Genomic DNA, 22,022 nt, shown 5'->3' on the forward strand with positions numbered 1-22,022 from the left:
CCTCTACTCGGCCGGGACGAGATGCGGCTGGGTGGTCAGGTCTGCCTGGGGGGCGTCTGCCGTTCCGTGCCGGACAGTCATCCAGAGATTGAAAGCCATGATCAGCGCGCCGGTCAGGAACAGGGCGCCGCCGAGCGCGCGGATGACATAGAAGGGGTGCATCGCGGCGACCGTCTCGATGAACGAGTATTCGAGGAAGCCGAGCGAGGTGTAGGCGCGCCACATCAGGCCCTGGAGGATGCCGGAGACCCACATCGCCGAGATGTAGAGCACGATGCCGAGCGTCGAGATCCAGAAGTGCCAGTTGACCAGCTTGAGCGAGTACAGCTCCTTGCGGTTCCAGAGCCAGGGCACGAGGCAGTAGATCGCGCCGAAGGAGATGTAGGCGACCCAGCCGAGCGCGCCGGAATGGACGTGGCCGATGGTCCAGTCCGTGTAGTGCGACAGCGAGTTGACCGCCTTGATCGACATTAGCGGACCCTCGAAGGTCGACATGCCGTAGAAGGCGAGCGAGACGACCATCAGGCGCAGCACGGGGTCGGTGCGCAGCTTGTCCCAGGCGCCGGACAGGGTCATGATTCCGTTGATCATGCCGCCCCAGGAGGGCATCCAGAGCATGATCGAGAAAGTCATGCCGAGCGTCTGCGCCCAGTCGGGCAGGGCGGTGTAGTGCAGATGGTGCGGGCCGGCCCAGATGTAGATGAAGATCAGCGCCCAGAAGTGGATGATCGAGAGCCGGTAGCTGTAGATCGGCCGGTTCGCGCGCTTGGGCACGAAATAATACATGATCGCGAGGAAGCCGGCGGTCAGGAAGAAGCCGACCGCGTTGTGGCCGTACCACCACTGGAACATCGCATCCTGCACGCCGGACCAGACGATGTAGGACTTCGGCGAGAGGATCGAGACCGGCAAGGCGAGGTTGTTGCCGAGGTGCAGCACCGCGATCGTCAGGATGAAGGCGAGGTAGAACCAGTTCGCCACATAGATGTGCGGCTCCTTGCGCTTCGCTAGCGTCATCAGGAAGACCAGCAGATAGACGACCCAGACGATGGTCAGCCAGAGATCGGCATACCATTCCGGCTCGGCGTATTCCTTGCCCTGGGTGATGCCGAGCAGGTAGCCCGTGCCGGCGATGACGATGAAGAGGTTGTAGCCGAGGACCACGAACCAGGGCGACAGATCACCCGCGAGACGGGCACGCGAGGTGCGCTGCACGACATAAAAGGAGGTCGCGATCAGCACGTTGCCGCCGAAGGCGAAGATCACCGCCGAGGTGTGCAGCGGGCGCAGCCGGCCGAAATTGATCCAGGGCAAATCGAAATTCAGGATGGGGAAGGCGAGTTGCAGCGCGATGATCAGGCCGACGGTGAAACCGGCGATGCCCCAGAACATCGAGGCGATGGTGCCGAATTTCACCGGGTCCATGTTGTAGTTGGGCCGGCCGTCGATCTCCTGCGGAGCCGGGACAGCGCCCGGCTTGAAGCACCGATTCGCGATCAGGAAGATCGAGGCCAGTGCCGCCGCCATGCCGACGAAGGCATGGAAGGCGTAAGCCGGGTGGTCCGTCATCGCCGCGATGAGGAGAAGCCCGAGGAAAGCAACCGCAGCCAGCAATATGCCGGCGACCTCGCCCGTCGTCGCGTGTCTGATCGGATTGCCCGTCGTCGCCATGCCCAGCCCCTGCTCGTCCCGCCGCGCTCTTTGCGCACGCCGTCAGAGGTCACGCTTAGCGGGCGCGACGCAGGAGGGCCTTGATTCAGGTCAAGCAGGCCTGCGGCGGCGACTGCGCGAGCGGATTTCGAACTGCAGGGCCTGGCGACGGACGGTCGGAGGGGGCGCCCGGATGCAGGCCTCAGACCTCGAGATCCTCAGACCACGAGATCCTTGGCCGGGATCGGCTCGCCGCGCGAGACATGGGCGATGTTGGCGAACATGCGCGAGACGGTCGGCGCGAAGTTGTCGGCGGCCATCGCGGCGAGGTGCGGGGTGACGACGAGGTTGTCGAGCGTGAGCAGTTCGCTGTCGGCTGGCAGCGGCTCGACCGAGTAGACATCCATTGCCGCTCCCGCGATTTCGCGGTTTCGCAGGGCGACGACGAGATCGCTCTCGTTGACGACGCCGCCGCGCGCGACATTGATCAGCACCGCGGTCTTCTTCATCGCGGCGAAGGCCTTCGTATCGATCAGGTCGGTGGTCTCCGGGGTCAGCGGACAGTGCAGCGAGACGATGTCGGCTTGCGCCAGAATCTCGGACATCGAGGCGTATTGGACGCCGAGCACCGCTTCCTCGGCTGCGCTGAGCGGCTGGCGTTTCGTATAGAGGATCGTGCAGCCGAATCCCTTCAGCAGCCTCGCCACGTTCTGGCCGATCGCGCCAAAGCCGACGATGCCGACCGTCTTGCCCGACAGCATGAAGGTGTCGCCCGGCAGATGCCCCGTGCTCCAGTGACCCTTCTTCAGTTCGGCATGGCCGTAGCCGATATAACGCAGCGCCGAGAGCATCAGCCCGAGCGCGAATTCGGCGACGGGGATTGCGTTGCTGCCCGTGGTGCGCGCGACCCTGATGCCGAGCTCCTTCGCCGTGGCGATGTCGATATTGTCGTAGCCGACGCCCCATTTGTGCAGCAGCTTGAGCTTCTTTGCCGCACGCAGAACCTCGCCGGAGACGGCGACCTGGCCGGAGATGGCATAGTCCGCCTCCGCGATGATCTGCTTCATGTGCTCGTCGCCGCGTGCGGTGCCGTGGGTCAGCACGAAGCCGGGCGGTAGCAGCGCGCGCAGCCTGTCGGCGCGCTCGGGGCTGGTCAGGTCGAGGAGGCAGATGGTCTCGGTCATGGAGCGGTCCGTATCTGGCAGGGATCAGCAGAAAATCAGATGGTGAAGCGGGCGCCGACCCGGGCGAGGCCGCCCGAGATGGCGACGGGCGTGCCGTCGGCGCGCCAGCAGGCGGCGCCGGTCAGGGTGCCGTCCTCGTTGAAGCGGATCGCGTTCATGCCGCCGGCGATGCGGGGCATCCGGAGGATGCGGTGGCCACGCGCCCTGAGCGCTTCGGCGACCGGCTCGGGGAAGGCCTCCTCCAGTTCCAGCACGCCGCCTTCCGTCCAGATGCGCGGCGCCTCGACTGCCTCCTGCAAACTCATGCCGTGGTCGATCAGGTTGACGATCGCCTGCAGGGCGGAGGGGAAGATGCGCAGCCCGCCGGGCAGGCCTAGCGCGAAGGCGAGCTTGCCGTCCTTCAGCACGATCATCGGCGCCATCGAGGTGAAGACGCGCTTGCCCGGTGCGATCGAGAGCGCGCGGCCGGGATGGGGATCGAAATTGAACATGTAGTTATTGGTCAGCATCCCGGTGCCGGGGATCTGGGTGCAGGCGCCGAACAGGCCGTTGATGGTCTGTGTCGCGGTGACGACGTTGCCATCGGAATCCGCGACGGTGACATGGGTCGTGTCGGCTGATTCGCCGCCCGAGAGGCCGGCCTTCCAGTCCTGCGCCCTGTCCAGCTTGATGAGCGCCCGGCGCTCGGCCGCATAGGCCTTGTCGATCAGCCGCGCGACCGGAACCTCGACGAAGGCCGGGTCTGCGGTCGCGACAGCGCGGTCGGCGAAGGCGATCTTGAGTGCCTCCGCCAGCAGGTGGATAGCGTCGGGCGAACCGAAGCCGAGCGGGCCGATGTCGTAGCCCTCGAGGATATTGAGCATCTGCGCGATATGGACGCCGGAGGATGACGGCGGTGGCGGGCCGACGATCTCGTGGCCGCGATAGCTTCCCCGCACCGGCTCGCGCGTCTCGACCTTGTAGGCCGCGAGATCGTCGGGGCCGATGAGCCCGCCCTTCGCCGCCATGAATTCCGTCAGCGCCTTGCCGAGCGGGCCGTCATAGAGCGCGGTCGGCCCCATCTCCGCGATCAGGCGCAGGCTGGCGGCGTAGTCCGGCTGGACCAGGCGGGCGCCGGCGGCCATCGCCTTGCCCTCCGGCAGCAGCAGTGCCGAAAGACCGGGATCGCGGGCGAGATCGGTGGCATTGTCGGCGATGCAGTTCGAGAGATAGGGCGTGACGACGAAGCCGCGTTCGGCGAGCGCGATCGCGGGCTGCAGCACTTCTGCGAGCCGCAGCGTGCCGAAGCGGGCGAGCGCCTCGCACCAGCCGGCGAGCGCGCCCGGTACCGCGACCGCCTTGGGGCCGACGACGTTCTCACGGTCGCGGACATCGCGCTGCTTGCCAATCTCGTCGGAGAGGCAGTCATACATGTCGGCGGTTGCCCGCAGCGGGGCGGTCGAGAGCCCGTCGAGCACGACATGGCGGCCGTCAGTCATGCGGATATGGGCGACGCCGCCGCCGAGGATGCCGACCATCATCGGCTCGACCACCGTCAGGGCGAAAAGCGCGGCGACCGCCGCATCGACCGCATTGCCGCCGACGAGCAACATCTGCGAGCCCGCGGCGGAGGCGAGCGGATGATTGGTCACGACCATGCCGCGCGAGCCGGTCGCGGGGCGCTTCTCGCAGGTGAAAGAGGTCACGCGGGGAGCGGGAGGGACGGTGTTCATGGCGGGGATGCTTTCGGAGCGATGGCAAGCGGCGCCATCATCATCCGTCCTTGCAATGGAGGGGAGGGCCGCCGCGACATGGCGCGGCGGCATTGTCGTCAGGCTGGGATGGTCAGGCCGGGTTTCGTCAGGCTTCGACCTTGCTGGCGAAATGCGTGATGAAGCGGGCGCAGATGTCGGTCAGCTTCTCGGTCAGCGCGACGCCCGTCTCGGCCGAACACAGGCGCGGATCGCCCTTGGCGACGCCGAGATTATAGGTCTCGTCGTATTCGTTGGGCATCGCGACCTCGTGTCCCTCGAAGCTGGCGAGGCCGAGTCCCGTGAACGGCAGGTCGAGCACAGGGTCCCGCTTCAGCGGCTTGCCGTCGGGGATCAGGTCCTTGCGGATCAGCTCCGGGAAGAGGTGCAGGCCGATCGAGGTCAGCGGGTCGGAGCCGTGCCCCGCGACGGCCGCAGCCTTGTCGGCACCGCCGAGCACGCCGGGCAGCAGTCCGTAGCCGATGCGCCAGAGATAGAGGCTCGGAAGCACGATCTGCTCGCGCAAATAGAGTTCGCGGGCGACCTCCGAGATCGGGCCGACATTGCCGCCATGGCCGTTGATGACGATGATCCGGGTCAAGCCGTTGCGATGCAGCGAGTCGACCATCTCCGCGATGACGGTCGTGAGCGTCGCCTGCGAGATGGCGATGCCGCCGATCATCGAGCCGAACCAGTCGGCGCCGCCGAAGGGCAGGACGGGCGCGACCAGCGTGCGGGTGCCGGCCTTGCTGGCGCGGATTGCAGCCAGCTCGGCGATCTTCTCGGCCAGCAGATAGTCGCCCATCGGGGCATGCGGGCCCTGGTCCTCCTGGCTGCCCATCGGCAGCAGGATCACGGGATTATCCTTGTAGATCTCGCGGGCCTCGCCCCCGGTGATCGTGCCCATATGGACGAGGGGATCGGTCTTGGCAGCCATGGGCTTGGTCCTTGCTGGTTTGGATGATGTGAAGATCAGCGGCCGGCGGTGCGCGGATCGAGGGCGTCGCGCAAGCCGTCGCAGAGCAGGTTCATGGCGAGGATGGTCAAGGTCAGCGCCGCACAGGGCCAGACCAGCAGCAGCGGCGCCTGCTCCATCGTGGCGCGGGCGCCGCGGATCATCAGCCCCCAGGACGGAGCCGGCGGCACAACGCCGAGGCCGAGAAAGGAGAGGCCGCTCTCCAGTACGACCGCCGCGGCGACCGCGAGCGAAAGCTGAACCAGAATCGGCCCGGCGATGTTGGGCAGCACGGTGCGCAGAAGCAGGTACCAGGGCGGGGCGCCGAGCGCGCGCGTCGCCTCGACATAGTCGCGCCCCTTCACCGAGAGCACTTCGGCATGGGTGACGCGGGCGAAGCCCGGCAGATAGAGCACCGAGAGGACGAGGATCAGCGTCGCCGCGCCCGGCCCCAGCAGCGTCACGACCAGCAATGCGAGCAACACGGGCGGGAAGCAGAGCACCACGTCCATGCTGCGCACCGACAGGAAGGCCGCCGCGCCCTTGCCCCAGCCGCCGATCAGCCCGAGCAGAACGCCGACGGTGCCCGCGACCAGCGCCGAGGCGAAGGCAACGCTCAGGCTCGTCCGGGCCCCCCAGACCAACCGCGAGAACACGTCGCGGCCGAACTCGTCGCGACCGAGCCATGAGCCCGACATCGGCCCGGCGAGCCGGTTGGCGACATCCTGCCGAACGGGATCGGGCAGCGGAAAGAGCGGCGCGCAGAGCGCGGCCAGCACGATCAGGGCGACGAAGCCGCCGGGAAGCCAGAGCCGTTTCATGAGTGGGCGCCCCTCATGAGTGAACCACCCTTGGATCGAGCGCCGCGTGGATCACCTCGACGGCGAGATTGATCAGCAGGAACAGCACCGAGATCGTCAGCACGATGCCGACCACCATCGGATAGTCGCGACCCTCGACCGCGCGCAGTAGCGGCGTCGACATGCCCGGCCAGTTGAAGACGTATTCGACCAGAACCGTGCCGCCGAGCAGCGTGCCCATATGCAGGCCGAGCACGGTGACGACCGGGTTCAGCGCGTTGCGCAGCACATGCACGAAGATCACGCGGTTGGGCGAGAGGCCCTTGGCGCGGGCGGTGCGGACATAGTCGTTCGCGAGCGCGTCCAGCATCGCCGCCCGCGTCATCCGGAACAGCACGGCGGCGAGCCCCTTGGCGATGGCGATGGCGGGCAGGGTCAGGAGTTTGAGATGCTGCGCCGGGTCCTGTGAGAAGGCGACGAAGCCGCCGGCCGGCATGATCCGCAGCGTCTGGGCGAAGAGCAGGACCAGCAGCGTGCCGACGACGAAGACAGGCACGGCTAGAAGCAGGGCGGTGACGCCCGAGGCGATGCGGTCGAATCGTCCGCCGCGGTCGAGCGCGGCATAGACCCCGGCCGGCCCCCCGACGACGATGGCGAGCACGGTTCCGGCCGCGATCAGCTCCAGCGTGCGCGGCAGCCGCAGCGCGATCTCGCTCAGGACCGGATAGTCGTCGACCAGCGAGGTGCCGAGGTTGCCGCGCAGCAGCCCACCGAGAAAGGCGGCGTATTGTACGAGGATCGGCCGGTCGAGGCCGAGCTTCTCGCGCAGTTCGGCCACGGAAGCCGGGTCCGGCGAGATGCCGCCGGTCGAGAGCAGGAGTTCGGCGGGGTCTCCCGGGACCATGTGCAGCGCCAGGAAAACGATGGTCGCGACGAGCCAGGCGAGGCAAATCACCGTCGCCAGCTTGCGCGCAAGCCAGGCGGCGCTCATCCGAAATAGGTCTCTTCGAGCATGTTGCCGGACGAGTTCGAGAGTGCGCCCGGCAGGTTGGTGAAGCCCATCACGCCCTTGTCCATGCCATAGCCCTGCGAGCGCCAGGCGAGGCCGACGAGCGGCACCTCCTCAAGGGCGGCGCGCTGCATCTCCTTGTAGATCTCGACGCGCTTGGCCTGGTCGAATTCGGCGCGGCCCTTGGCCAGTGCTGCAATGGTGCGGGGCGCATCGACCTTGAAGGAGCGGCCATGGCTCGGCGAGAGCGTGGTATCGAGCACGACCGTCAAACCGTCGGGATCGTTGTTGTCCGACGAGACGCCGTGGATCGCCATGTCGTACTGGCCGCGCGAGCCGCGCGAGACCCGTGTCGACCAGTCGGGCAATTGCAGTTCGCACTGGATGCCGATGGCGGCAAGATGCTGCTGGACGATCTCGGCGGTGTCCTTGTGCATACCGAACTGGGCGGTGGCGAGCAGCGTGGTCTGGAAGCCATTGCCGAAGCCGGCCTCGGTCAGCAGCGCCTTGGCGCGGGCGGGGTCGTAGTTCCAGCCATGGGCGAGCTCCTTGTCCCACCAGGGCGTGCCCTCGACGATGGGCAGGCCTTCGAGCGGCTTGCCGCGGCCGAAGAAAGCGACCTTGACGATGTCGTCGCGCCTGACGGCATGGGCGACGGCGCGGCGCACGCGGGGGTCGTTGAAGGGCGGCTTCGAGCCGTTGAAGAGCACGTCCATGAACGGCCCCTCCTGGTTGTCGAGCTTCAGGCGCGGGTTGGATTCGACCGCGTCCATCGACTGCCACGGGACGTATTCGATCATGTCGACATCGCCCGATTGCAGCGCGGCATAGCGCAGATTCTCGTCGGCATAGGCGACGAACTTGATGCCCTTCAGCTTCGGAAAGCCGGGCTTGTAGAACTTGTCGAAGGCGGCGATCTCGACGGACGTACCGCGCTCCTGCCCGACGAGCCGGAACGGGCCGGCGCCGATCCAATCTGTCGGCGTCGATTTCCGCGACAGGATGAAGGTGTTGTAGTTGCCGAACCAGCTCGGCAGAGTCGCTTGCGGGGTCTTCGTCACCAGCCGGATCGTGGCCGGGTCGGGCATGTCGATACGGACGACCTCCTGGAACTGCGTGCGCATATAGGCGGTCGATTTCTCGCCTGCGATCTGCTCGATCGACCATTTGACGTCCTCGGCCGTGACCGGGTCGCCATTGTGGAAGAGGCAGCCAGGCCGGAGCTTGAAGACCCAGGCGCCGTCGCCGTCGAGCGACCAGGACGTCGCCAGCTCTCCGCGCAACTCGCCGTTCGGGCCGTAGGAGACGAGGCTGCGGTGGATCAGCATCTTGACCGTGCCGGCCGAGGCTCCGGTCGAGACCCAGGGCTGGAGGTTCGGCGGGAAGGCCGAGAGCCCGTAGCGCAGGATGCCGCTGGCGCGCTGGGCACGGGCAGGGCTGGAAAGAATGGGCAGCGTCGCGAACGGGGCAGCCAGGCCGGCTGCGAGCACGGTGCGGCGTGAGATCGTCAGGCGTGAGTCCGTCATCGGCTTTCTCCTCGCTGTCGTCGTTTCGCCGATGCGCTTGATGCGTCTGTCCGGCGTCCCCGTTCTGGCAAGAAGAGCGCCATTCGTGTCCGGTTGCCAGTCCCTCGGCGCATGCGCGTCATGCGCCGTGTATACGTGGTGGATTTTTGATGTCGGCACAGGAAAGGCCTAGACTGAAACCGGATATCAAGACTGGAGGCTGGCAGCGGTGAATGTGATGATGCCGGTCGCGGCGCAGGAAGCAGAACGGGGTCCGGCGCGGGAACGCGTCTACGCCTATGTCCGCGAGCAGATTCTGCGCGGTGTCTTCGCGGGCGGTTCCTTCATCGAGGAGGAAGAGATTTCGTCTGCCATGGGCGTCTCACGCACGCCGGTGCGGGAGGCCTTCCACCGCCTGGAGGCCGAGCGCTTCATCGATCTGCTGCCGCGCCGCGGCGCACTCGTCCGGCAGGTCACGGCACAGGAGCTCGCCGATCTCTACGAGACGCGGCGGATGATCGAGGGCTATGCGATCGCCCGCATCTGCCGCGAGAAGATCGTGCTGCCGGCGAGCATGGAGGCGATCCTCGACCGCATGGACGAGATCGCGGGGGCCGACCATTTCGCCCGCGTCGAGCTCAACCGCGAGTTTCATTTCGTCATGGTTCGGGCGCTCGGCAATGAGGTGCTCTCGGAACTCTACCAGTCGCTGGGCGCGCGCCAGCAGCGCGTGGCGATGCGCGCGCTCGCGGCCGATCCCGGCCGGATCGAACGCATTCGCCGCGAGCACCGCGATTTTCTGGCCGCCCTGCGCGAACATGACGAGGTCCGTTCCCGCGCCGTGCTCGAGGAGCATCTGCGCCCGGTCACGGGGGTGCTCTCGCGGCTGCCGGGCTATGTGCTGACCGGTGAGGCCGACGCGGTGGCGTGATCGCGCCATTGCCGAGGCCACCCCACCTATTCGTCTCATAGGAACTGTCTATTAGGCCGCGGCTGGCGGGCTGACCTATGGTCGAGGCAGACAGCCCGCCTCGGCCATCCGCGATGTCGACAGGCAACCGATGCAGCCGACCTGCAAAGCAGGCGCTGCGGCGGAGGGCTCGCCGAATCATAACAACAGGGGATCTGATCGATGACACGTTTCGCAATTGCATCGCTTCTGGGCGGCGTCGCCCTTACGCTGTTTGGAATGTCGGCGCAGCCGGCCCTCGCCGGCAAGGCCGACGACACCCTCAATGTCGCCTTCGCGCTCGAACCCGAGGCGCTCGACACCTATAAGATCGCCGGGCGCGAGGGGCTGATCCTGGCCCGGCACATCTATGACGGGCTGCTCTACAAGGATCTCGACACCGGCGAGATCAAGCCGGCTCTGGCCTCGGCCTGGCGCTTCGTCGATCCGATGACGATGGAGTTCGACCTGCGCGAGGGCGTGACCTTCCACAACGGCGCGAAGTTCAGCGCCGACGACGTCGTCTACACGCTCAACACCGTGCTCGATCCCAATTACGGCACGCGCTTCCGGATCTCTGTCGACTGGATCGAGAAGGTCGAGAAGGTCTCGGACTACAAGGTCCGGATCAAGCTGGCCAAGCCCTTTGCGGGCGCCATCGAGATGCTGGCGGACGCCCTGCCGATCTATCCGGCAGCCTATTTCAAGGAGGGCGGCTCGGCCGGCATGGCGGCCAAGCCCGTCGGCACCGGCCCCTACAAGCTTACCGAGATGACGCCCGGCATCCGCTATGCCTTCGAGCGCTTTGACGGGCACTATGCCGGCAGCCCCAAGGGCAAGCCCGCGATCGGCAAGATCGTGGTGCGCACCATCCCCGAGCTGAACACCCAGTTCGCCGAACTGCTCGCCGGCAAGCTCGACTGGACCTGGCGGATTCCGCCCGACCAGGCGGCCCGGCTCGCCAGCCGCGTCCAGATCGTCAACGGCCCGATCATGCGTATCGCCTATGTCGGCATGACCGTGACGGCCAAGGGCAAGGATTACCCGACGAAGAACGTGCTGGTGCGCCGCGCCATCAACCACGCTGTCAATCGCGAGGCGATCGTCAAGGCCTTTGCCGGCGGCGCCTCGCAGGTGCTGAACGCCGCCTGCAATCCCAAGCAGTTCGGCTGCGCGCAGGATGTCGCGAAGTATGATTTCGACCCCGCCAAGGCCAAGGCGCTGCTGACCGAGGCCGGCTTCCCGAACGGGATCGACATCGAGATGGTCTTCGCCGCGATGCCGCGTCCGGTCGCCGAGGCGGTCGCGTCCGATCTCGGCAAGGCCGGCATCCGCGTCACGCTGAACGAGCAGCAATTCGCGGCCGGCGTGCAGAAGTGGCGCGCGGGGGACCTGCCGGCCTTCTTCACCAACTGGGGTAGCTACGGCACGGGCGACGTCGCCTTCATCATCTCGAATTTCTTCGGCGGCGGCGCCGACGACATGGTGCAGGACAAGGAGGTGATCGATCTCGTCACCGCTGCCGATCAGGCACAGGATCGCGCGCTGCGGCAGGACAACTACGCCAAGGCTTTGAAGAAGATCGCCGATCAGGCCTATTGGCTGCCGATGTACGACTTCAACATCAATTACGGGCTGTCGGCCTCGCTGGTGTTCAAGCCGCATCCGGACGAGTTCGCGCGCTGGTGGCTGTCGAGCTGGAAGTAAGTCTCGCGGGTCTGGCTGTCGCGCCCGGCCTCGAAAACATATCGTCATCCTGGGCGGCCGCAGGTCGTCCCGGGATCCATCGTAGAGCGCAACATTCTACGATGGATTCCGGAGCTGCGCCGCTTCGCGGCTTGTCCAGGATGACGGTTCGCCCATCGGCCGGCGCTCGTCGCCAAATGCCCACTCATCACACAGCCTCTGGACGAAATCCGCGATGCTGCCTTTCCTCACGCGCCGCCTGATCGTCGCCGTTCTCGTCGCGCTCGCGGTCTCCGGCATCGCCTTCGGCCTGATGTTCGTCGCGGGCGATCCCGCTGTCGTGCTCGCCGGGCAGGCGGGACGCGCGCAGGATGTCGAGATGATCCGGCAGGCCTATGGGCTCGACCGGCCGGTCCTGATCCAGTTCGTGGCCTGGCTAGGCCGGGCGCTGACCGGGAATTTCGGCACGAGCCTCTATTTCAACATCCCCGTCGCCGCGATCATCGGGGAGCGGCTGCCGGTGACGCTGGTGCTCGGCAGCGCCGCCTTCGTGCTGGCGATGCTGGTGGCGGTGCCGCTTGGCATCCTCGCCTCGCTGAAGCCCGGCGGCTGGCTCGACCGTTTCGCCCTGCTACTCGCGGTGACGGGGCAGGCGATCCCGAGCTTCTGGCTCGGGCTGATCCTGATCGTCGTCTTCGGCGTCTGGTGGGACATGGTCCCGATCTCGGGCACGGAAAGCTGGCGCGGCTACATCCTGCCCGTCGTGGTGCTGAGCTATTATGCGATGCCGGCGCTGATGCGATTGACGCGGGCGGGCATGATCGAGGTGCTCGGTGCCGACTATATCCGCACGGCGCGCGCCAAGGGCGCGGCGCAGGCGCGCGTCCTGCTGGTCCACGCGCTCCGCAATGCCGTGCTGCCACTGGTCTCGCTGGCCGCGGTGCAGTTCGGCCTGATGCTGTCGGGCTCGATCGTGATCGAGAGCGTCTTCGCCATCAACGGGCTCGGCCGCCTCGCCTGGGAATCGCTCCTGCGCAGCGACCTCCCCGTCGTGCAGGCAATCATCCTGATCCTCTCGCTGGTCTACGTCACGCTGACGACCGCCGCCGATGTGATCAATGCCTGGCTCGACCCGCGCCTGAGGAGCGCTTCATGACGGTGCTCGATCTCGATCCCCGCATTCTGGAACGGCGCAGGCTGTGGCGGCGGGTCAGGCGCGAGACCGGCATCCTCGTCGGCGGCGGCATACTGGCCGTCCTCGCCCTGATCGCCCTGCTGGCGCCCTGGCTTTCCCCGCATGATCCGATTGCGCAAGACCTGACGAAGCGGCTGCTACCACCGTTCTGGCAGGCGGGAACCGACCCTTCACACTGGCTCGGCACCGACCATCTCGGGCGCGACTATCTCTCGCGGCTGATCTTCGGCGCGCGGGTTTCGCTCGGCATCGGGCTCGGCGTCACGCTCTGTGCCGGGCTGATCGGCACGATGCTCGGCCTTCTCGCCGGCTATTTCGGTGGCCGCACCGACATGGCGATCAGCTTCATCATCACGACGCGGCTGTCGCTGCCGATCGTGCTGGTCGCGCTGGCGGCGGTCGCGCTCGGCGGGGCTTCGCTGCAGACGCTGGCGATCGTGCTCAGCCTGCTGCTCTGGGACCGCTTCGCCGTCGTGGTGCGTACGGCGACGCAGGGGTTGCGCAGCCGCGAATTCGTGCAGGCGACGCGGTCCTTCGGCGCCTCGCATCTCTTCCTGATGCTGCGGAGCATCCTGCCGAACCTGCAGAACACGCTGATCGTGGTGGCGACGCTGGAGGTTGCCAACGTTATCCTGCTCGAGGCTGCCCTGTCCTTCCTCGGCCTTGGTGCCCGCCCGCCGACGCCGTCCTGGGGGTTGATGATCGCGGAGGGACGCGAGCAGATCCTGTTCGATCCGTGGCTGATCGCGCTGCCGGGTTCCGCCCTCTGCCTGCTGATCCTGGCGGTCAACCTGCTCGGCGACGGCGTGCGCGATGCGCTCGATGCCACGCGTTCCTGACCGCGTTCCGCCTCCGGACGACGAACGGCATGCGCCCTGCATGCCGAATGTTGCCGCCGTGCCTGCGGGAGCGCGACGCGGCGGGGGCTGGCTTGCGCTTCCGTTCCGCGGGGGCGACAAGGGGGCTTCGCGAGAGGAAGCCGGCGCAGAGCCGGGGAGAGGGTCCGTGACGGCAAAGCGTCCGAAACTGCATCACCTGAACTGGAACCTCCTGCACACGTTCCTGGTGATCGTCGAGGAGCGCAGCATCACGCGTGCGGCGGATCGGCTGCTGGTGCGCCAGCCCTCGGTCAGCGCCGCCCTGCAGCGGCTGGAAGAGACGCTCGGCGGCCAGCTCGTGCAGCGCGACAGCCGGCGCTTTGTCCTGACCAAGCGCGGCGAGCTGCTCTACAAGGAATGCGTCGACATCTATCGCAGCGTTGCGCGGATCGGCGACAAGCTGTCCGAGGAGCATGACGAGCTCACCGGGCTGGTGCGCATCCAGGTCGTCACCCATGTCGTCCTGCCGGCGCTCGACCGGGCTCTCAGCCGCCTCAACCGCAAGCACCCCTCTGTCACAGTCCGCATCGATGTCGCGACCAGCCACGATATCGTGCGCTCGGTATCGCAGAAGCTCGGGCCCTTCGGGATCTGCCTGTTGCCGAATCCGCTTGCCGGCCTGAGCTGCAAGCGCCTGCTGCGCGAGGAGTTCGGCATCCTGTGCGGGCGCGACCATCCGCTCTACGGCCGGCGCAACGTGCCGCTGCACGATCTGGTGGAGGAGCCCTTCGTCGCGCTCGCCTGCGGGCAGGATGGAGCGCTGGAACCCATGGTCGCGCTGCGCGAGGGGGCGGGACTCGGCAACCGTACCGTCGGGTCGAGCCCCAATCTGGAGGAGGTCGCGCGGATGATCGCGGCCGGCATGGGCATCGGCATCCTGCCGCTGGCCCCGGTACAGGACGCGGTCGATGCCGGCACGCTGTGGAACCTGTCGGGCGCGGGCGACGACCTCGGCGCCGATCTCTACTTCATCAGCAGCCCGACGATGGGGATGAGCGCGGCGGAGATCGCCTTCCAGCGCCTGTTCGAAGCCGAGATCGAGATCGACGAGGCGGAGCCCGCCGCCGTGTTCGAAGCGTATCTGTCGGACACGGCCTATCCGGCCGCGTAACGCGCAACGGGAGCATCCGGGTATGGCCGGCATGCTCCCGCGTCGGCCTTGCCCGAGCGGTCAGCCGGGCAGCATCTGCATTGGCGCCGGCAGGTAGCGGAAACCGTCGCCGGCCTTGGTGAGATTACCGAAGCCCGGCCAGGCGAAGTGATAGGACATCACCGGCATCCTTTCCTCGGCGAGCATCGTCAGCAGCCTGACGCGCGATTGCACCGCCTGCTTCGGGTCGCTGTCATAGGCGAATTCGAGGCGGGGGTTCTCGGTCAGCAGGACGGCGTGATGCGTCAGGTCGCCGAGGAAGGCGAAGGACTTGCCGGCAGAGGCGACTTTGAAGATGTGGTGGCCGAGCGTGTGGCCGGGCGCGGCCATGGCCTGGATGCCCGGCAGGAATTCCTGCTGGTCCTTGAAAAAGACGATGCGGTCGCGCACCGGCAGCAGGTTGGCGCGGGCATGCTCGATGAACGCCTTCAGCGGCGAACCGAGCTTGCTCTCATCGGTCCAGAAATCGAAATCGATCTGGCTGATATGGATGCGGGCATTCGGGAAGAGCGCCTTGCCGTCGGCCGTGCAGATGCCGCCGATATGGTCGATATGGGCATGGCTGCAGACGATGTCGTCGATGTCGCCGGGCTTGATGCCGGCTTCCTCCAGGCTCTTGAGCAGCCGGCCGGTGGTCGGGCCGAAGGCCTTCGAGAAGCCCATGCCGGTGTCGAACATCACCAGCCTGTCGCCGAAGTTCACGATGGGGATGTTCTGCTCGAGGACGACATTGTCCTTGGGCAGGAAGCTGGCATCGAGCATGCCGTAGACGGTCTCCTTGGGCACGCCGAGAAAGCTGGAGCCGGGGTCGCCCAGCGGCAGTGGCCCGTCGGAGACCACCGTGACCTCGGCCGTGCCGAGCATGAAGCGGTAGAAATAGGCCGGCTGGGTCTTCGACAGCGGCGCCTTCGCGAGGGCCGGGACGCTCATCGGGAAAGCAGCCCCCGCTGCGAGCGCCGCGGCCGAGCCCAGGAACCCGCGACGGCTGGCGGACGGCAGAGTGAACTGGTCGTTCGACATGGCATTTCCTCCTGTGTGGTGTGGGTTCCGGCGTTGGCCGCCGGCATGTTGTCGTTGGTCGTGCGGGGTCGGCCGCTCGCGTCCGCCATCCGCCCGCGGGGACGATGCACCTGCGCCGAAGCCCGGACCAATATCGGTTCGCTCTAGCCACCATAACGCAAAGCTGCCGCGCGCGGCGGTGGAGAGCGGCCGCGGCCTAGTCATCGCGGCGTCGCGCCGCTATTGAGGCGGGCGGCATCCGCGCGGCCACTGCGAGACGAAAACGGCGATGGACTTACGCCAGCTCCGCTATTTTGCGGCCATTGTCGAGCAGGGCTCCTTCTCGAAGGCGGCGACGAAGTTGCGCGTGGCACAGCCGGCGCTCAGCCAGCATCTGCGCCATATGGAGGACGAGCTCGGCGTCGCGCTGCTGCATCGGGGCACGCGCGGGGTGCTGCCGACGGAAGCCGGCGAGCGCCTGCTGACGCGGGCCCGCATCATCCTCGCCGAGTTCGGGGCGCTGCGCGAGCAGGTCCGTGGCGAGGCCGAGCTGCCTGGCGGGGAGGTCAGGATCGGGCTTCCCGGGACGGTGAGCGAGCAGTTCAGCGTGCCGCTGATCCAGGCGGCGCGGGAGCGCTACCCGGCGATCCGCATCCGCATCGCCGAGGCGATGAGCGGTTTCGTGCTGGACTGGCTGCGGCGCGGCGAAGTCGATCTCGCCATGATCTACTCGACCTCGGACCTGAAGGGCCTCGGCATCCACCATGTCCTGACCGAGGAGCTCTGCTTGTTTGCAGCCGTCGGGGCTGGCAGCCCGCCCGCAGCGCCGGGGGAGACGGTCGCGATGGCCGATGCGGCGGCGCTGGAGCTGATCCTGCCGGGCCTCGGGCATGGCCTGCGCGACCAGATCGACGAGGCGGCCGGAGAGGCGGGAGCCACGATCCAGCCGGCGATCGAGATCGAATCCTACAGCCAGATCAAGCGGCTGGTGGAGCAGGGCTTCGGCTACAGCATCCTGCCGCGCATGGCCGTGGCGGGACAGGAGAAAGCCGGGGTCTTCCAGACCTGGCCGCTCGCCCGGCCGTCGCTCTATCGCAAGGTATATCTCGCCTATTCGACCGAGCGCCCGATGCCGGCGGCAGCCCGCGCCATCGGCCAGCTCTCCTGGGAAATCCTGCGCGGCCTCGTCAGCGACGAGACCTGGACCGCGACCCTGGGCGAGGATGGCGGCCCGCCGACGCTCTACGGTTGAGGCCCGTCCCGGCGAGGCCCCTCACAGGGCGCGGGCCGTTCCCTCCATCCGCAGGCGCCCGTCGGCGCCCTCGGTCCAGGTCCGGATGGTTCCATCCTCCTGCCGCCGGGCTTTCACAACGAAGGCGGCGCCCGCGATCAGCGGGCTGACGCCGCGATAGTCGAGCTTCAGGGTCGAACGTCCCGTCAGGACCGCAGCGATGTTGAGCATCAGCGTCGCCTGGATCGGGCCATGGACGACGAGCCCGGCATAGCCTTCCTCCCGCGTCACATAGGGCAGGTCGTAGTGGATGCGGTGACCGTTGAAGGTCAGCGCCGAGTAGCGGAACAGCAGCACGGGCCCGGCTTCGACCGTCCAGCTCAGTTCGGCTGGCTGCGGCTCGGCTGCGGCGGCGGGCGCGGCGGGAAGGCTGGAGGCCTCGCGGTAGACGATGTCATGGCGCTCGCGCAGCGCCAGCCCGCGCGGCGTGGAGAGTTCGTGGTCGATGGCGACGAAGCAGAGCGGGCCGGTGCGACCCTCCTTGGCGGTGACGTTGCTGATGCGCGAGCGCCGCGTGACGAGGTCGCCCTCGCGCAACGGCGCCATGGTCGCGATGCTGCCGCCCGCCCACATCCGGCGGGGGAGCGGCACGGGCGGCAGGAAATCGCCCTTGGCCGGGTGCCCGTCCGCGCCGAGCGCCGCCATCGGGGCAATCGGCGGGGCGAGACACCAGTGCAGGGCGAGCGGAGCATCGCCCGCGGGGCAGGGCGCCAGATGCGGGGCGAAAGTCGCGGCGTAGCTTGCGATCAGGCGCGGCGTGACGAGGTCCGAGGCCTCCTCGGTGCGGCCCATCCAGGTTTTGAGATGCTCGATATCCATGATGCGCCCTTCCTGGATTGGGTGCGGGAACCCCCTCTCCTGTAAGGAGAGGGGCAGGGGTGCGGTGCTGGCGGTTTGACACCGCAGCTGTCGTCCAACGGCGGCTGCGGTGTCGAACGGCCGCCCCTCACCCTGCCCTCTTCCTATGGGAGCGGGTTCCCCGCGCCTTGTCTTCAAACGGATTTCAATACGATCGCGGCATGCCGAGGACATGCTCGGCGAGATAGGACAGGATCAGGTTGGTCGAGATCGGCGCCACCTGATAGAGCCGCGTCTCGCGGAACTTGCGTTCGATGTCGTATTCCTCGGCGAAGCCGAAGCCGCCATGGGTCTGGATACAGGCATTGGCGGCTTCGAAGGAGGCGTCCGCCGCCAGCATCTTGGCCATGTTCGCCTCCGCGCCGGGGTTCTCGCCGGCCTCGTAAAGCCGGATTGCCTCGCGCACCATCAGCTCGGCCGCGCGCATGTTGGCGTAGGCCTTGGCGATCGGGAACTGGATGCCCTGGTTCTGGCCGATCGGGCGGCCGAAGACCTGTCTTTCGCTGGCATAGGCAGAGGCTTTCTCGATGAACCATTTGGCGTCGCCGACGCATTCGGCGGCGATCAGGATGCGCTCGGCATTCATGCCCGAGAGGATGTAGCGGAAGCCCTTGCCCTCTTCGCCGACGAGGTTTTCGGCGGGAGTGCGGACGTTGTCGAAGAAGACCTCGGTGGTGGCGTGGTTCATCATCGTGCGGATCGGCCGGATCGTCAGGCCGGCCTTCAGCGCCTCGCGCATGTCGAGGATGAAGACCGAGAGCCCGTCCGTGCGCTTGGCGACCTGGTCGCGCGGCGTGGTGCGGGCCAGCAGCAGCATCAGGTCGGACTGGGCGGCACGGCTCGTCCAGATCTTCTGGCCGTTGACGACATAGACGTCGCCCTCGCGCCTTGCGGTGGTGCGCAACGCAGTCGTGTCGGTGCCGCTGGCCGGTTCAGTCACGCCGAAGGCCTGCAGGCGCAGCTCGCCCGAGGCGATCCGGGGCAACCAGGCCTGCTTCTGCGTCTCCGAGCCGTGCCGCAGCACCGTTCCCATGACATACATCTGCGCGTGGCAGGCCGCGCCATTGCAGCCCTGGCGCTGGATCTCCTCCATGATGACGGCGGCGGCCGAGAGCGGGAGCCCTGCGCCACCATAGGCTTCCGGGATCAGGGCCGAGAGGAAGCCGCTTTCCGTCAGGGCTGCGACGAATTCCGCCGGATAGGCCATCTCCCGGTCGAGCTTGCGCCAGTATTCGCCGGGGAAGCCTGCACAGAGACGCGCTACGGCGTCACGAATCTCGGCATGGTCTGAAGCTGTTGTCATGAGCCTTGTCTGTCGTTTCCCGATTTAGCGGCCGGCGCCGAATTCCGCCCGCAGCGCTTCATCATGCTGGCCGAGCGCCGGCACGGGCCGCATCCGCACCCGCTCGCCATCGACGATCGCCGGTGGGGCGAGAACCTCGACCGAACCGGAGGGAGTTTCGACCGGCAGCGCCGTCGCGGCAGGATGGGCGATGAGATCGCCGACGCTGGAGACCGTGCCATAGGCGATCGCGTAGTGGTCGAGCGCAGCCGTGACCTCGGCGAAGGGCCGCGTCGCGAGCAGGTCCTGCACCAGCGCATCGACAGCTTCGCGCTGCCGTACCCGCAAGACATTGCTGGCGAAGCGCGGATCGTCGGCCAGCGTCGCGCTGCCCAGCACCTCGCGGGCCAGGATCTGCCATTCGCGCTCGCTCTGGATCGAGATCAGCAGGTTGCCATCGGCGGTGGCGAAGACCCCGTAAGGTGCGATGGAGGGATGCGCGAGGCCCAGGCGCGGGGGTTCGATGCCGCCATAACGTCTTGTCAGATAGGGCACGTTCATCAGGTCGCCCAGCGTATCGAAGAGCGAGAGCTGGATGGCCGAGCCCTCGCCGGTTTTCGCCCGCCGCAGCAATGCCTCCAGGATTGCGGCATAGGCCGCCTGGCCGGTCGCGATATCGGCGATCGAGACGCCGATGCGCGAGGGGCCCGAGGCTTCCGTGCCGGTGATCCCCGCGAGTCCCGACTCGGCCTGAACCAGCAGGTCGTAGGCTTTTCGGGTGTGGTGGGGCGTGCCCGGCGCGTAGCCCGAGACGTCGCAGGTGATCAGCCGGGGATAGCGCGCGCGCAGTTCGGCCGCGCCGAGCCCGAGGCGGGCGGTTGCACCGGGCGCGAGGTTCTGGATGAAGATGTCGGCCTGCGCGAGCATGGCCTCGACCATGCCGCGGTCATCGGCCTGCTTGAGATTGACGCGGCAGGATTCCTTGCCCCGGTTCAGCCAGACGAAATAGGAGGACAACCCCTTCGCGTAGTCGTCATAACCGCGGGCAAAGTCGCCCTCGAAGCGCTCCAGCTTGATCACCCGCGCTCCGGCATCGGCCAGCTTGCAGGTCGCGGTCGGAACAGCCACGGCCTGCTCGAGCGCAACCACCAGAATTCCCTTGAGGGCGTCAGTCATCGTTCCGGCGGTCCGCATTGGGTCTGCAATTGTCGCAGACGGGGCGTGGAACGGGGTTTGAAGTCAAATAGGGTTTTGCGATGAGGGGCATAGCGAAATCCTCGCTGCCCGGTGATCTCCATAGAAAATCGCTATGGCCCTCATCGTTTTATCCTACTTGTCCTGCTGTGCCGCCCATGCCCCCCTCTGGTTCCAGGCAGTGCGCCGCCAAGAGCGCGCTCCGGAGGAATCCAGGGAGAGAGACGATGGCCATCAAGGGATCTGCTGTGGCTGTATTCGCATTGGGGGCGCTGATGGCGCTGCCGGCGCTGGCGCAGGACAAGCCGAAGGAACTCGTGGTCGGGGTCGCGACCTTCCTGTCCGGGCCGGCTTCGGTGTTCGGGGTGCCGGGCAAGAATGCGGCGGACCTGTTCTTCGAGGAGATCAACGCCAAGGGCGGCATTCTCGGCGTGCCGGTGAAGCCGGTCTATGTCGACGAGGGCGCCGGCACCAACCAACTCATCTCGGAATATCGTCGCGTCGTGCAGGACCAGGGCGCGCAGGTGATGTTCGGCGCGATCTCGTCTGGCTCCTGCAATGCGCTGGCTCCCGTCGCGGAAGACCTCAAGGTCGTCAATGTGATGTGGGACTGCGGCACGCAGACGATCTTCGAGGAGGGCAAGTGGAAGTATTCGGTCCGCACCCAGGGCCATGCCGGCGCCGAGATGATGGCCACGCTGCTCTACCTCATGAAGGTAAAGCCCGATTTCAAGACGATCGCGGTGGTCAACCAGGATTATGCCTGGGGCCGTGAGTCCTGGGCCTTGCTGCAGGCCGGGCTCAAGGCACTGAAGCCCGACGTCAAGGTCGTGGCCGAGCTCTTCCCGAAATTCGGAGCGCCCGATTTCTCGACCGAGATCACGCGGCTTTCTGCGCTGCGGCCGGATGTGGTGATCTCGACCTCATGGGGCGGCGATCTCGACACATTCGTTCAGCAGGCCGCGGCGCGCGGCCTGCTGAAGCAGTCGACTTTCGTGCTGCCGCTGGCGGAAAGCTCGATGGAGCGGCTGGGCAACGTCATGCCCGAAGGCGTCATCGTCGGTTCGCGCGGCGATCACTATTTCCTGCACCCGAAATATAAGAATACCGCCGAGATGCAGGGCTTCGTGAAGAAGTACAAGGACAAGACCGGGGTCTATCCGATCTACCCGACCTTCCACATGAACCAGGCCGTGACCGGGCTGGTGAAGGCGTATGAGAAGGCCGGAGCGGCTGCCGGCGGTAAATGGCCCAGCAAGGAGCAGGTTATCGCCGCCTTCGAGGGGCTGGAGTTCAAGTCTCTGACGGGCACGATCACCATCCGCTCGGACCATCAGGGGCTGGAAGACCAGATGCTCGGCACGACCAAGCGCGTGCCGGAATTCCCCTTTGCGGTCTACGACAAGATCGCGCTCTATCCGGGCAAGCTGGTGACGACGCCGGTCGGCGAGAAGTCGCTCGACTGGTTCGCCAAGGTGAAGCCGGAACTGGTCAACGACAAGTCGATCGAGACCTTCGACTATGTGAAGTAGGGGGCGCTGGAACCTCGGCCCTAACCCCTCCCCTTGTGGGGAGGGGTTAGGCTGCGGGGCGCAAAGCCAAAGTGATCGACGTCCTGATTGGGCACTGTCGCTGCTGCCATCTTGCTCCTTATCTTCAACCCGCTCGCCGAGCGGGACGCCCCCCACCCCTAACTCCTCCCCACAA

At 66.9% G+C, this 22,022-nt stretch carries 18 protein-coding genes; 7 read left to right on the forward strand and 11 right to left on the reverse strand.

Going from position 1 to position 22,022, the window contains the following annotated elements; all coding sequences use genetic code 11:
• Positions 1-3: 3 nt before the first annotated feature.
• The 7 genes from ccoN to C8D03_RS16560 form a co-directional block, all read right to left on the reverse strand.
• Positions 4-1,671 carry a cytochrome-c oxidase, cbb3-type subunit I gene (ccoN, locus tag C8D03_RS16530; RefSeq protein WP_108047791.1) on the reverse strand — a complete coding sequence of 556 codons (1,668 nt, stop codon included), beginning with the start codon at positions 1,669-1,671 and terminating at the stop codon, positions 4-6.
• A gap of 197 nt (positions 1,672-1,868) precedes the next feature.
• Positions 1,869-2,834: a 2-hydroxyacid dehydrogenase gene (locus tag C8D03_RS16535; RefSeq protein WP_108047793.1), complete on the reverse strand. Its 966-nt coding sequence runs from the start codon at positions 2,832-2,834 to the stop codon at positions 1,869-1,871.
• Positions 2,835-2,869: 35 nt separating this feature from the next.
• The gene (ggt, locus tag C8D03_RS16540; protein ID WP_108051726.1) at positions 2,870-4,546 is read right to left on the reverse strand and encodes a gamma-glutamyltransferase; all 1,677 of its coding nucleotides are present in this window, start codon (positions 4,544-4,546) and stop codon (positions 2,870-2,872) included.
• A 127-nt stretch (positions 4,547-4,673) separates the two neighbouring features.
• On the reverse strand, positions 4,674-5,501 hold the full coding sequence (locus tag C8D03_RS16545) for a creatininase family protein (protein WP_248308505.1): 828 nt from the start codon (positions 5,499-5,501) through the stop codon (positions 4,674-4,676).
• A gap of 35 nt (positions 5,502-5,536) precedes the next feature.
• Positions 5,537-6,340: an ABC transporter permease gene (locus C8D03_RS16550; RefSeq protein WP_108047795.1), complete on the reverse strand. Its 804-nt coding sequence runs from the start codon at positions 6,338-6,340 to the stop codon at positions 5,537-5,539.
• 13 nt (positions 6,341-6,353) lie between these two features.
• Complete coding sequence (locus tag C8D03_RS16555) at positions 6,354-7,310, reverse strand: ABC transporter permease (RefSeq protein WP_108047797.1); 957 nt, start codon at positions 7,308-7,310, stop codon at positions 6,354-6,356.
• Positions 7,307-8,854: an ABC transporter substrate-binding protein gene (locus C8D03_RS16560; protein ID WP_210203937.1), complete on the reverse strand. Its 1,548-nt coding sequence runs from the start codon at positions 8,852-8,854 to the stop codon at positions 7,307-7,309. The genes C8D03_RS16555 and C8D03_RS16560 overlap by 4 nt, the downstream gene beginning before the upstream one ends.
• Before the next feature lie 217 nt (positions 8,855-9,071).
• Here C8D03_RS16560 and C8D03_RS16565 point away from each other — a divergent pair, with 217 nt between their 5' ends.
• From C8D03_RS16565 to C8D03_RS16585, 5 genes are all read left to right on the forward strand, one after another.
• Positions 9,072-9,764 carry a GntR family transcriptional regulator gene (locus tag C8D03_RS16565; RefSeq protein WP_248308698.1) on the forward strand — a complete coding sequence of 231 codons (693 nt, stop codon included), beginning with the start codon at positions 9,072-9,074 and terminating at the stop codon, positions 9,762-9,764.
• A gap of 201 nt (positions 9,765-9,965) precedes the next feature.
• Positions 9,966-11,489: an ABC transporter substrate-binding protein gene (locus C8D03_RS16570; RefSeq protein WP_108047799.1), complete on the forward strand. Its 1,524-nt coding sequence runs from the start codon at positions 9,966-9,968 to the stop codon at positions 11,487-11,489.
• 214 nt (positions 11,490-11,703) lie between these two features.
• Positions 11,704-12,624 (forward strand): ABC transporter permease, encoded by a 921-nt coding sequence (locus C8D03_RS16575; RefSeq protein WP_108047801.1) that lies wholly within the window; start codon positions 11,704-11,706, stop codon positions 12,622-12,624.
• Positions 12,621-13,502, forward strand: coding sequence for an ABC transporter permease (locus C8D03_RS16580; RefSeq protein ID WP_108047803.1), 882 nt, complete (start codon positions 12,621-12,623; stop codon positions 13,500-13,502). The genes C8D03_RS16575 and C8D03_RS16580 overlap by 4 nt, the downstream gene beginning before the upstream one ends.
• 166 nt (positions 13,503-13,668) lie before the next feature.
• Positions 13,669-14,652 carry a LysR family transcriptional regulator gene (locus tag C8D03_RS16585; RefSeq protein WP_108047805.1) on the forward strand — a complete coding sequence of 328 codons (984 nt, stop codon included), beginning with the start codon at positions 13,669-13,671 and terminating at the stop codon, positions 14,650-14,652.
• Positions 14,653-14,712: 60 nt separating this feature from the next.
• On the opposite strand, the gene C8D03_RS16590 is transcribed toward C8D03_RS16585, so the two are convergent.
• Positions 14,713-15,711 (reverse strand): MBL fold metallo-hydrolase, encoded by a 999-nt coding sequence (locus C8D03_RS16590; protein ID WP_465246448.1) that lies wholly within the window; start codon positions 15,709-15,711, stop codon positions 14,713-14,715.
• 268 nt (positions 15,712-15,979) lie between these two features.
• Between C8D03_RS16590 and C8D03_RS16595 the strand changes: the two genes are divergently transcribed.
• Positions 15,980-16,942 carry a LysR family transcriptional regulator gene (locus C8D03_RS16595; protein ID WP_108047807.1) on the forward strand — a complete coding sequence of 321 codons (963 nt, stop codon included), beginning with the start codon at positions 15,980-15,982 and terminating at the stop codon, positions 16,940-16,942.
• Between the two features lie 21 nt (positions 16,943-16,963).
• Here the strand turns inward: C8D03_RS16595 and C8D03_RS16600 are convergent, their stop codons facing one another.
• The 3 genes from C8D03_RS16600 to C8D03_RS16610 form a co-directional block, all read right to left on the reverse strand.
• Entirely contained in the window at positions 16,964-17,800 is an 837-nt protein-coding gene (locus C8D03_RS16600; protein WP_108047809.1) for an HTD2 family dehydratase, read from the reverse strand.
• Positions 17,801-17,984: 184 nt separating this feature from the next.
• Positions 17,985-19,142, reverse strand: coding sequence for an acyl-CoA dehydrogenase family protein (locus C8D03_RS16605; RefSeq protein WP_108047811.1), 1,158 nt, complete (start codon positions 19,140-19,142; stop codon positions 17,985-17,987).
• Positions 19,143-19,166: 24 nt separating this feature from the next.
• A complete protein-coding gene (locus C8D03_RS16610) occupies positions 19,167-20,297 on the reverse strand; it encodes a CaiB/BaiF CoA transferase family protein (RefSeq protein WP_108051736.1) in 1,131 nt (376 codons plus the stop codon).
• Between the two features lie 245 nt (positions 20,298-20,542).
• Between C8D03_RS16610 and C8D03_RS16615 the strand changes: the two genes are divergently transcribed.
• The gene (locus tag C8D03_RS16615; protein ID WP_210203939.1) at positions 20,543-21,847 is read left to right on the forward strand and encodes an ABC transporter substrate-binding protein; all 1,305 of its coding nucleotides are present in this window, start codon (positions 20,543-20,545) and stop codon (positions 21,845-21,847) included.
• The last annotated feature ends 175 nt before the right edge of the window (positions 21,848-22,022 follow it).

This window comes from Bosea sp. 124 (assembly GCF_003046175.1).
Taxonomy (GTDB): domain Bacteria; phylum Pseudomonadota; class Alphaproteobacteria; order Rhizobiales; family Beijerinckiaceae; genus Allobosea.